Raw genomic sequence first — 11,380 nt, 5'->3', positions numbered from 1 at the left:
AACGGGCCGCCGCTGACACGACGGCCCGCTAAGGAAACTCACCTGACGTTAAAACACCAGGTCCACCTCAGGTGGACAAATGCGCCGTTCATCGAGACGGACCCGCCGTCAGGCGAGGGTGCACGTGTGCCCGTTGAGGGTGAACGCGCGCGGATCGGTGTTGGTGTTGCCGCTGCCGCCGGTGAACCCCATCAGCAGCGTCTCGCCGGGACGGATGACCTGGTTGTACGACACGGCGGTGGCGAACACGTCACCGCCGGTCTGCTTCGGGGTGGCGTTCCACATCTCCGACACGGTCTGGCCGTTGGCGAACGTCCACTTCAGCGTCCAGCCGTTGATCTCGGTGTTGCCGGTGTTGCCGATGGTCACGTCGGTGCGGAAGCCGCCGGGCCAGGTGTTCGTGACGCGGTAGGCCACCGAGCAGCCGGTGATCGGCTTGGGGGCGGTGGTGCGAACGGGGGGAGCAGGCGCCGGTGCGCGGGTGGCCGGCTGGGTGCAGGGCGGCCCCCACCGGCCGAGGTGCTTGGCGGAGGCGGTCTTCTCCGCCTCCTGCAGCACTGGGTCGTCGGTCGTCTCGCTGCGCACCATGCCGAGCTCGACGGCGATGACCGCGTAGTCCGTGCCGTCCGCCAGCCGCAGCGACCCGGCCGGCGTCGTGTCGACGGGCTTGTCGAGCAGCATGGTCTGCGCGAACGTCGTGGCCGCGTCGCTCCAGCACTCGTCGGGCGCGGCGAGCCCCTTCACCTTGATCTCCTGGCCGTCGGAGAGCTGCACCGTCCGCACGTCGACGACCTTCCGGACGGTCGGGGAGACGTCCCGGGCCTTCGGCGGCTCGACGACGGCCGGGAACTCCGGCGGCTCCGTCGTGGCCAGGGACCGCGGCTGCGGCTCGCCGCCTCCGCACGCGCTCGCGGCGCCGATCAGCGCAACGGTGGCGACCACCACCCACCCGGCTCTGACACTGACGGCACCACGCGGTCGTCTCATCCTGCGCCCCAGAACTCCTCAGCGAACGAACCAACAGGCGTTCACCCGAACGGATTATTTGCGTCTCAGCAGGCTACGGAGCTTCCTCCAAATGCGGAAGAACCTTCCGGGTAATCCTGCGCGGACGCGTCCGGCGCCTTTCGAATCGAATTTCGACGAAGAGGCGAGAGAATTGAGTCGAGGCTGAGCGTCGTTCTGCCGCCGTGGTTCACGGATGGAGCAACGGGTCACCCTCGGTCACCAGCGAGGAGGCCCTGCTCCACAACGCGGCGATGTTGACGTACTCCAGCACGTCCTCGAAAACATCGACGTCGCCGATCACCACCACCGGCGCCACCGTCACATCGCCCACCGTCACATCGCCCACGGACACCAGCGGCTGAGCTTGTGCCGGAGTGGCGGCCGACAAAGCCGCGGTGACCAGAAGTCCGCCCAGAACGACACTGCGCATGATCTGCCCCAATCAGAGAACGCCGACCCGCGGCCGAGGTGCGGTGGCCGGCAGCCCGACGACCAGTCCGCCGTTGAGCAGCACACCCGCGATCGCGAAGATCCCACCGGGGCCGAGTGCGGGCGCCACCGCGGGTACCGGCCCGTCGAACAAGGCTGCGGCGTCGCCGGCGCGGACCAGCAGCACGACGGTCATGGCCACGGCGACCACGCCACCGGCCAGAGCGGCGATCCGGGTGATGACGGCCTGCCACCACGTGCACACGTGCAGGACGACCACGCCGGCGAGGTAGTTCGGCCAACCGGGCAACCGGGCCAGGCCGAACTCGATGTCGCCGTAGTGCGTCCACGGCACCAACAACGCGGTCGCGGTGCACGCCACCGCAAGCCCGTAGATGACCCACCTCGTCATGCGCGTTCCTCCCGGCGATCTACACCGACAAGGTAAAGGGCAAGTAATGAGGCGTGCGTCAGAGCGGGCGTCATCGGCGTGAACTTCCCGGATCTGCGGGCGAGGCCTGCGAAGAACGCGGGTGTCAACGGCGATTTTTCCGTTTGGTTCGGGTTTTCCTCCGCACGGCGACGCCGTGAACGGATCGTGAGCAACACTCGGTCCTGCGCAAGGGGCCCCGATCCCGGCGCAGGGCCGGCTGCGTCACCGACCTCAATTGGTGGTGGCGGCGGTACCGAAGCGGCGGGCTTCCGGTTCGCCGTCGCGGTCGGTGCGCAGCCGGTTCGAGACGTGCGGCAGCCCGACACGAACGCCAAGTGTCGAAGCGCTCCAACACTTGTTCAGTAACCTGTTTCTCGTTCGACAGATGTGCCGGACCAGGGAGTCGCGGATGGCGCGGTCGGAGGCCGGCGAGCAGCTCTCAGCCTGGCGCCCCGTCGGCCACGCGCGAGCGCTGGCACAGGCGGTGGCGGGCGTGCACGACGCCGCCGACGGCCGGATGGGGCTGCTGCACCTGCGCGGACCGCGCGGCATCGGCAAGTCCGCGGTCGTCGGGCGGTTGCGCGGGGCCGTGCGTGAAGAGGCGGACGTGCTCGTGACCACCTGCCGCAGCCGTGAGCACTTCGCCGCCGCGAAGGACCTGCTGGGCGCGGTTGTACCCACGGATGACGAGCACGCACGGCGGCACGCGCTGAACGATCTGGTGGCCACGCGCACGACGGACCGGCCGCTGGTGCTCGTCCTCGAAGACGCGCACCGCTGCGACAGCGCCACCGCGCGCTGGCTGAGCGCGCTCGCGCGGCGCGTTCCCGAGCCGCGGGTGTACGTCGTCCTCGTCTACCGGTGTTCCGAGCGCGTCGCCGCCGAGACGCTGTTCGCGGATCTCACCGGTGCGCTGGACACCACGACCATCGACCTGGGGCCGCTCGACGAGCCCGACGTGACGGAGTTGCTCCGGCGGGAGTGCGGGCTGGAGCCCGAACCGGAGCTCGTCCGCGCCGCGCTGGAGTCCGCGGCCGGGCTGCCGGCCGTCACCTTGGCGTGGGCCGAGAAGTTCCGCGCTCTCGGCGCGCCGCCCGATGTCGCGGCGGAGTCGGCTGCCTGGCACCTCTCCTGGCTCGACGACCAACCGGAGTCGACGCGCGCCTACGCCACGGCCGTGGCGGTGCTCGGCAGCACCGAGCCCGCGAGCACGGCGGTGCTCGCGGGGGTCTCCGCGGCCACGGCGGCTTCGGTTCGCGCGGAGCTCACGGCGCTCGGCGTCCTCACTTCGCGGGGACGGTTCCGGTCGGCGGTGCTGCGCGAGCGGCTGCTCGCCACCGCGGACCAGGACGCGCTGCGCGTGAAGGCGGCGAGGCTGCTCTCGGACGAGGGCCGTCCACAGGAGGAGGTCGCCGAGCTGGTCGCGCTGCTGCCGGAGCTGACCGAGGTGTGGATGTTCTGCGCACTGCGCGGCGCGGCACGGGAGGGCGCGCTGAGCCCGGAGCTGGCGATCAGCTACCTCCGGCGGGTGCTGGACGCCGTGCCCGGTCACGTCGAGACGCGACTTGAACTGGCGGAGCAGCTCGGGGTGGTCGATCCTTCGGCGGCGATGGACGTCTACGCCGAACTCCTCTCCGACCTCACCGAGCCCGCCGTGCGCGCGTCGGTGGCGGTCCACTGTGGAGCGTCGGCGCTGCGGGCCGGACGCGGGCCGGAGGCGTTCGGGTTGCTCGCGGGCTACCTCGCGGAAGGACGGCCGGCGGCGATCGATCCCGAGCTGCGCGCCCAGATCGAGGCGGTGGCGCTGGTCAACGGGTTCGGTGCCGCGCGGACCGTGCGCCGGGCGATGGACCTGGCGCGCACGATCACGCCACCGGAGAGCAGGGCGGAAGGCGGCCGCAGGCTGGTGCAGCAGCTCGCGCGAGCCGAGGTGCTGCGCGGCGAGTCGCTGCCCACCGCGCTCGCCCACGTCCGTTCCGCGTTGCCGGCACCGGGCGGGGCACGGGACTTCTGGGACGTCTTCACGGTCACGTCGCTGCACTTCTGCGGCGCGCGCACCGAGGCCATGACTCTGGCGGACGAGATCGTCGCCGCGGGACAGGCACGAGGTGACACCCGGACGCAGAAGATCGCGCTCGCTGTGCGCGCCGGTCTGGCGTTCGAGGCGGGAGAGCTGCCCGCCGCGGAACGCGACGCCCGTGCCGCACTGGCGATCACGGGCGACGACGGGGACTTCGCCGCGTCGACCGTGCTGGCGTCGGCGCTCGTGCGGCGCGGTGAGGTCGACCAGACCGAGCAGATCCTGAACCGGATGGGCACACCGCGGGACCCGGTCGAGTACGGCTGGGCGATGGACGCCAAGGCTCTCTGGCTGTGGAACCGCGGTGAAGGTGACGCGGCGATCGAGGTGCTGCTGCGGTGCGGCCGCGAGTTCGAGTCGATGGGTGTGCACAACCCGGTGCTGATCCCGTGGTGGCTGCACGTCGTCACCGTGCTGGTGCGGTTGGACCGGTACACCGAGGCGGCCGAGGCCGCCGAACGCGGTGCGGAGGCCGCACGGCACTGGAACACACCGGTCGCGCGGGGATATGCCCTGTACGCGACCGGGCTGACCACCGACGACGTCGAGACGCTGGAGCAGGCGGTGGTCGAGTTCGGTGTGGCGGGCGCGCAGCTGGACGAGTCCAGAGCTCTGGTCGCGCTCGGGGTCGTGCTGATGCGCACCGGGCACGACAAGGCGGCTCGCAAGCACCTGCGTGCGGCGATCGACATCGCGGTGCGCTGCGGCGCGAGCCGGTACGCGATCAGAACGCACGAGCTGCTGACCTCCGCCGGTGGCCGGATGAGCGCGGTGCACGCCTCGCCCAAGGACGCGCTGACCGTCGCCGAACGCAGGGTCGCCGGGCTCGCCGCGGACGGGCTGACGAACCGGGAGATCGCCGAGAAGCTGTACGTCACGATCCACACGGTGGAGAGCCACCTGTCGAACGCCTACCGCAAGCTGGGTGCCCAGACCCGCGCCGAGCTCGCGGCGGGGCTGCGGTGAACCGCGACGCGCTGGTCGGGCGGGACGCCGCGCTCGCCGTGCTGGAACGGTCCGTGCGGAGGCTGGCGTCCGGCCGGTCGTCGGTGCTGGAGATCTGCGGGCACCGCGGCACGGGCCGGACCGCGGTGCTCGACCACGCGGTGGTGCTCGCCCGGCGCCTCGGTGCCACCGTGCTCACCGCCGCCGGCGAAGGCGGGGCGATGACCGGTGGCGTGGTGACGGAGCTGATGTCGCAGTTGCCCCGCGAGGAACGCGGTTCGGCCGCCATCGCCCGTCTCGTGGAACTGGCCCGTACCAAGCCCCTGCTGGTCGCCGTCGACGACGGGGAGCTGTTCGACGCCGAGTCGCGCGCCTGGCTCGAGGCCCTGGCCGGACGAGCCGTGCAGGCGCCGATGGCGGTCGTGGTCGTCGCGGACACCTTCCGGCCGGTGCTGCCCGGCGCCACGACCGTCCCGCTGAGCCCGCTCGGGCGTGATGGCATCGCGGCGCTCGCCACCAGGAGGTTCGGCGGGCAGCCGGACGAGGAACTCGTCGAGGCTCTGCACCGGCGGACGGGCGGCCGCCTCGCCGTGTTGTGCCCTCTGCTCGACCGGTGCGACGAGGAGACGCTGAGGCTCGGCGGGGGCGCGTTGGCCGACGTGGTCGCCGCCGTCACGCGACGGACCGTCCGCTCGCTGCCGGCGGAGGCGGCCGAGCTGCTGCGGGTGATCGCGGTGTGCGGGCCGGCGTTCCCGGTGGACCTGCTGGGGGTGCTGCACCGGCCGCGGACGATCTCACTCGGCCGCGCTCTCGAACTGCTCGTGTGCGCCGGACTCGTCACGGACGTCGGGAAGCCGCAACTGCTCCCGGGCATCTCCGCGGCACGGGTGCTGGAGGGAGTGCCCGCCGAGGCACGGGACGACCTGTACCTGCGCGCGGCGCGGCTGGGACATCAGTGCGCCGTGGTCCCGTCCGAGGTGGCGCGGCTGCTGATGGGTGCTCCGCCCGTGAACGAGTCGTGGGTGGTGCCGCTGCTGCGAGCTGTGGCACGCGAGGTACGCCCCGCCGAGGCCGCCGGGTGCCTGCGCCGCGCGCTGGCCGAACCGGTCACGCCGGTCGTGCGCGCGGAGCTCGTGCTCGAGCTCGCCGTGGCGGAGTGCGAGATCGCTCCGGTCGCCGCGGACCGCAGGCTCGCCAGGATGCTGCTGGAGACTCAGCCGCCGGAGTGCGCGGACGTCCGGCTGGCGGCGGCCGACCAGCTGTGGGGACGCGGCGACGCCGGGCTGCTCAGGCGCACCCTCAGCGCGGTGCGGTCGGCCGGTGGCGACCACGACTCCGTCACGGCGCTGTACTGGATCGCCGACGACGCGCCCTTCGAGATGCCCGAGCTGGGCGTGCTCGACACGGCGGAACTGCCCACCGCCTGCGACAACCCCGACCGGGCCGGCATCGCCGCGTGGCTGTGCGCGTCGCGGGGCGTCGACCTCACGCAAACCCGCTCGCTCGCGAACCGCGCGCTGACCGCGCCCGCCACGCTGCTCAGTTCCCGGCTGTTCGCGTGCCTCGCGCTGGCGGCCGCCGATGACGTCGCCGAGGCCCTCACCGGTCTGGACGCCGTCGTCGAACAGGCCCGTGGGAAGCGGTTGACCGCGGTGGTGCCGCAGGCGCTGCTGATGCGGGCGAAGGTGCGCGTGATGGCGGGGGACCTGGACGCGGCCGCCGCGGACCTGGAAGAGGCCGTCTCCACCTACCCGCTGCGCAACCTGCATCCGGACGCGCGGCCCATCATGGTCGCGGCGGACGTCCTGCTGAGCATCGAGCGCGGCCATCTCGACCGGGCGATCGCGTTGCGGGCGAGCCTGACGGACGACTGGATCGGGTTCGGCTACGCCCGCACCTTCTTCACCTTCGCCTGCGCCGTGCTCGCCCTCGTGACCGGTGATCCCGTCGAGGCCGCGGCGCGAGCGGACGAGTGCGGCCGCTGGATGCTGTCCAGGCAGTGGGTGAACCCCGCCGCACTGCCCTGGCGATCGGTCGCCGCGGCGGCGCTGAGCGTGATCGGCGAGCACGAGCGCGCCGCCGGGGTGTGCGCGGAGGAGCTCGAGCTCGCCCGGCGCTGGGGCGCGCCCAGCACCGTGGCCAGGGCGCACCTGACCTGTGCGGCGGTCATGGGCGAGGAGGAGCACCTGCACCGCGCCGTCGAGCTGCTCGCCGGTTCCCCGTTCCGGCTGCTGCGGGCGACCGCGCTGCTCGACCTGGCCCAGGCCGCGGGCCCCGGTGCCGAGCTGAAGGAGGCGGGCGAGATCGCCGTGCTGTGCAGGTCGGCTCCGCTGATCGGCAGGGCACGCGGGCTCGGCTGGGAGCCCGGCGCATGACCGGCAGACATCCGGTCGGCGTGCTGCTCGAACGCGACGGCGAGATGCGCCTGCTGAGCAGGACGCTCCAGCAGGCGGGTGACGGCATCGGCGGCGTCGTCGTGCTGGCAGGCCCTCTGGGCAACGGCAAGACCGCGTTGTTGCGCGCGTTGTCCCGCCATCCCGCTGCGGCCTCCTTCTCCGTGCTGTACGCGTCGGCGACGTTGATGGAGCAGGGAGACCCGTACGGCGTCATCCGCCAGCTGCTCGAACCGGTGTCACAGGGCGTGCGGGACGGGCCTCCCGACGAGGTCGCCCAGGGGCTGCTCGGTCTCCTGCGCGACCTCGGCCGGACGCGGCCGCTGCTCCTGCTGGTGGACGACCTGCAGTGGGCCGATCCCCAGTCCTCGGTCGTGCTGGAGACACTGGCCCGCCGCGCCCGTCACCTCGGCGCGGTGATGGTGGTGGCGGTGCGCGAAGGAGACCCGCTCGCCGACCAGCCCGTGGTGGCGTCGATCCTCACGGCGGCCGCGCTGCGCCTGTGCCCCGGACCGCTGAGCCCGTCCGCTGCCGGGAAACTCCTGCGGGCGAGGCTGGGCCGCGCGTGCGACCAGACGTTCGCGCTGGCCTGCCACGCGGCGACCGGTGGCAACCCCCTGCTGCTCACCGCGCTCGCGCTGGCGTGGGCCGTGGACGGCCGGCCACCGGTGGCGGCGAACGCGGACCTCGTGCGCACGCTGCGTCCGTCCCTGGCGAGGGAGAGGCTCGTCGCGTGCATGCGCGCCCTGCCGGAGCCGGTCCGCCGGCTGCTCACGGCCGCGGTGGTGCTGGGGGAGTCCGCCGAGCCGGACGTGGTGAGCGCGCTCGCCGGGCTCGACGAGTCGTCCCGTGCGGAGGCGGTGCGCGGCCTGGGCAGGCTGGGGCTCTTCTCCGGCAACGACTTCGCGCACCCCGTCGCACGTGAAGCGGCCAACGACCTGACGACCGCCGCCGAACGGGACGAGCTGCACCTGCGAGCGGTGCGCCTGCTGCACGACCTGGGCAAACCCGCGGAGTCGGTGGCCCGTCAGCTGCTCGCCGTCTCCGTGCCCCAGGGGGCGTGGGCGGTGGAGGCGCTGCGGGACGCCGCCCACGTCGCACTGCGGCGCGGCGCACCGGAAACGGCCGTGGCGTACCTGCGGCGCGCGTTGCTCGACACCTCGGCCGACGGGCAGGACCGGGCCACTGTGCTGGTCGATCTCGCGAACGCGGAACGCCTGCTGGACGTGCGCGCGGCGGTGCGCACGGTCTCCTACGCGATCGGGTTGTTCCCCGGACCGCGGCAGCGCGCGGCCGCGTTGATCAGGCTCACGCCCGCGGTCATGGGAGACGCGCCGGAGCTCGTCGTCTCCGTGCTGCGCGGGGTGGTCGAGGAGTTCGGCCCCGCGGAACGGCTGGACGGCGTCGACCGCGACCTCGCGTTGCGCCTGGAGGCAAGGCTGCGGTTCATCGGCAGGACGGAGATCTCGCAGCTGGCCAGGTCCTGCGCACGGCTGGAGGAGCTGCAGGCGGGGCGCAACGAGAGCGCGGCGGCCCGGGAGCTGCTGTCGGTGCTGGTCAACGCGGCGACGCTGGCCGCGGTGCGGGTGCCTGCCCGCCGGGTGGCGGCACTGGCCGAACGGCTGCTGGCGCGGGAGCCCGCCTCGTCGGCGCATTCGGCCGGCACGGCACCCCTGCTGGTCACGGCACTCGCCGCGGCCGACGCGGCGGGTGCGGTCGAGGGCTGGCTCGACCGGGCGCTCGGCACCGCCCGGCAGCGGGGCGATGTCGTCGAACAGGCGATGATCCGCACCGAGCAGGCACTGGTCCACCTGGTCCACGGACGCGTGACCGACGCGGCACCGGCGGCGGCCGACGCTTTCGGCCTCGGCGCGTGGAACTGGGCTTCGGTCGGCACTTTCACCGCGGTCGTGTTCGGCGCCGTCGCCTCGCAGCTGGGTGATCCCGCCCTCGTCGACCAGGTGCTCGCCGCGGTGGAGGCGGAGCCGGCGGATCCGTGTCTCGCCGCGGTGATCGGCCTGCTGCGCGCACAGGCGGAGGTCCAGGGCGGCCGGTTCGAGGCGGCGTCGGTGATCCTGACCGACTGCGGCGCGCGGCTGGACCGGGCTGGCTGGCGCAACCCGGTGCTGTTCCCGTGGCGGTCCTCGCTCGCGCTCGTGCAGCTCAGGCTCGGCAACACCTGCGACGCGATCGCACTGGCCGAGGAGGAACGGCTGACCGCGGAGGAATGGGGAGCGCCCTCGGGCACCGGCCGGGCGTTGCGGGTGCTGGGGCAGGTCGTCGGTGGCGAACGCGGGCGGGAGCTGACGGAGCGCGCGGTGCGGGTGCTCCGGTCGTCCGCGCACCGGCTCGAGCTCGTGCACGCCCTGCGCCAGTGGGCCGAGCTCACCGACGATCCCGCCGCCTGGCGGTCCTGCCTCACGGTGGCCGACGAGATCGGTGCCCGGCAGATCGCGCAGCAGGCCCGCACGGCGCTCGTCGTCGGCACACCTGTTCCGGTCGGCGGGAAACTGACCAGATCGGAGCAGAAGGTCGCGATGCTGGCGGTGAGCGGTCGCTCGAACCAGGAAATCGCGGAATTGCTGGCCGTGTCGTCCCGCGCCGTCGAGAAACACCTCACCAACACCTACCGCAAGCTCGGCCTGCGGGGGCGTTCGGAGCTGGCTTCGGCCCTGGAGAGCAGTACGGTCTCCCTCGACGAAGAGTGACACTGCGTGACCGGCGGCATGCTGGTATCGATGCAGAATGGCTAATGCATCGCGATGAGCAGCCCGTTCGAGGGTGAACTGTCCGAGTTGTCCGACCGTACCATCACTCTTCGTGATTTTGCACCGAACCACAGGTGGAACGACACCCCAGTATTTGGTACGGAGCGTTGACCTCATCTTCCGCAGATCACTAATCTTTTCGTAGATCTGTGGAACTCTTCTCGAACTCCCGGCCTCCGGTCCGGGGATTCGAAGAAAACGTGTCGGCAATTCGGGCATCGTGTTTCGCCGACACGGCCGTGTCCTTCGGAAAGGTGCATCGACAATGACGGAAACCGCGGTTGAGCTGAAGTCCTCGGTGGATGTCAGACCCGCTTGCCCGGGTTTGCACGCGGTGGACGACGTCACCCCCTCCGGCCCGGAGGAGTTCCTGGCCAAGGTGCGCGAGGCCGGTGAGAAGTGGACGGGCGAGCGCCAGGACGACCTGGTGGACGTCCTGCTCCGGGCCGCCGGTGACGACCCCGAGCTGGCCGAGCTGGTGCGCGGCAGCGGCTCCATCATCGAGGAGTTCCTCGAAGGCTTCGCGCGCAAGTCCGTGACCCGGCCGAGGAACCTCGCCGCGGACCTGATCGCGGGCCACGAGGTGCCGCGGCCGGTGTTGTACGGCCTCGCGCCGCGCTACCTGATCGTCATCGCCGGCGGCCCCGTCGCGCGACGGGCGGCCACGCTCCGCGCCAAGATCGCCGGTCCCGGGGTGCTCAGCACGCGGCACGACGGCGACCTGGTGCTGCTGGTGCCCGACGTCGACGACGAGCGCACCAGCCGCACCACCGAACACCTCGGCGGGTGCCTGAACGACAACGGCTGGCTCGCCGTCGCGAAGCGCTCCAGGGCCGAGCTCGCGGACGGGTTCCGCGAGGCCTCCGAGGTCATGCGGCTCGTGACCGCCGGCAGGCGCCCCAGCGGGGTGTACCGCCTCTCCGACGTCCTCGTCGAGTACGCGGTGATGCGCCACGAGAAGATCGCCAAGAACCTCGCCGACATGATCAGGCCGTTGCGCGCCCACGCCATGTTGTGGGAGACGCTCACCGCTCTGATCGACGCCGACTACAACCGCAACAGGGCGGCCGGCAACCTCTTCATCCACCGCAGCACGCTCGACTACCGCCTGCAGCGGATCGCGAGCATCACGGGCTGCGACCCCACCAGCGGGCGCGGTGTGCAGCTGCTGACCGCCGCGCTGATCGCGGACTCGCTGCGCTAGTGCCGCGGCCTGGTCCGCAACCCGCCGCCCGTCCGGTGAGGTGGATGAAGGGCGCCTTCATCCACACGAGGTGGATTCCCAGTCGTCCACCGGCACCGACACCAGCACAGGCCCGCGTGG

General features: G+C 72.2%; 7 protein-coding genes. 4 read left to right on the top strand and 3 right to left on the bottom strand.

The window, feature by feature from the left end; translation table 11 throughout:
- Positions 1 to 108: 108 nt before the first annotated feature.
- From ABZV40_RS45490 to ABZV40_RS45480, 3 genes are all read right to left on the bottom strand, one after another.
- Positions 109 to 942: a cellulose-binding domain-containing protein gene (locus ABZV40_RS45490; RefSeq protein WP_355456345.1), complete on the bottom strand. Its 834-nt coding sequence runs from the start codon at positions 940 to 942 to the stop codon at positions 109 to 111.
- 253 nt (positions 943 to 1,195) lie between these two features.
- Entirely contained in the window at positions 1,196 to 1,438 is a 243-nt protein-coding gene (locus ABZV40_RS45485; protein WP_355456344.1) for a hypothetical protein, read from the bottom strand.
- A 12-nt stretch (positions 1,439 to 1,450) separates the two neighbouring features.
- Complete coding sequence (locus ABZV40_RS45480) at positions 1,451 to 1,849, bottom strand: hypothetical protein (protein ID WP_355456343.1); 399 nt, start codon at positions 1,847 to 1,849, stop codon at positions 1,451 to 1,453.
- Between the two features lie 430 nt (positions 1,850 to 2,279).
- On the opposite strand from ABZV40_RS45480, the gene ABZV40_RS45475 reads away from it, so the two are divergent.
- From ABZV40_RS45475 to ABZV40_RS45460, 4 genes are all read left to right on the top strand, one after another.
- The gene (locus ABZV40_RS45475) at positions 2,280 to 4,916 is read left to right on the top strand and encodes an AAA family ATPase (RefSeq protein ID WP_355456342.1); all 2,637 of its coding nucleotides are present in this window, start codon (positions 2,280 to 2,282) and stop codon (positions 4,914 to 4,916) included.
- The gene (locus ABZV40_RS45470; protein WP_355456341.1) at positions 4,913 to 7,270 is read left to right on the top strand and encodes an ATP-binding protein; all 2,358 of its coding nucleotides are present in this window, start codon (positions 4,913 to 4,915) and stop codon (positions 7,268 to 7,270) included. Before ABZV40_RS45475 ends, ABZV40_RS45470 begins: the two co-directional genes overlap by 4 nt.
- Positions 7,267 to 9,996 carry an AAA family ATPase gene (locus ABZV40_RS45465; RefSeq protein WP_355456340.1) on the top strand — a complete coding sequence of 910 codons (2,730 nt, stop codon included), beginning with the start codon at positions 7,267 to 7,269 and terminating at the stop codon, positions 9,994 to 9,996. The genes ABZV40_RS45470 and ABZV40_RS45465 overlap by 4 nt, the downstream gene beginning before the upstream one ends.
- A 394-nt stretch (positions 9,997 to 10,390) precedes the next feature.
- Positions 10,391 to 11,260, top strand: coding sequence for a helix-turn-helix domain-containing protein (locus ABZV40_RS45460; RefSeq protein WP_355456339.1), 870 nt, complete (start codon positions 10,391 to 10,393; stop codon positions 11,258 to 11,260).
- The last annotated feature ends 120 nt before the right edge of the window (positions 11,261 to 11,380 follow it).

The sequence above is a fragment of the Lentzea sp. NPDC004782 genome (genome assembly GCF_040609115.1).
GTDB lineage: Bacteria > Actinomycetota > Actinomycetes > Mycobacteriales > Pseudonocardiaceae > Lentzea.
The sequence above is the reverse complement of the archived record's forward strand: the minus strand, read 5'-3'. Positions and strand labels throughout refer to the sequence as shown.

Bases quoted from the DNA above. Each gene is read 5' to 3' on its own strand.
- ABZV40_RS45485 (WP_355456344.1), bottom strand. From the start codon at position 1,438: ATGCGCAGTGTCGTTCTGGGCGGACTTCTGGTCACCGCGGCTTTGTCG.
- ABZV40_RS45480 (WP_355456343.1), bottom strand. From the start codon at position 1,849: ATGACGAGGTGGGTCATCTACGGGCTTGCGGTGGCGTGCACCGCGACC.
- ABZV40_RS45475 (WP_355456342.1), top strand. From the start codon at position 2,280: ATGGCGCGGTCGGAGGCCGGCGAGCAGCTCTCAGCCTGGCGCCCCGTC.
- ABZV40_RS45465 (WP_355456340.1), top strand. From the start codon at position 7,267: ATGACCGGCAGACATCCGGTCGGCGTGCTGCTCGAACGCGACGGCGAG.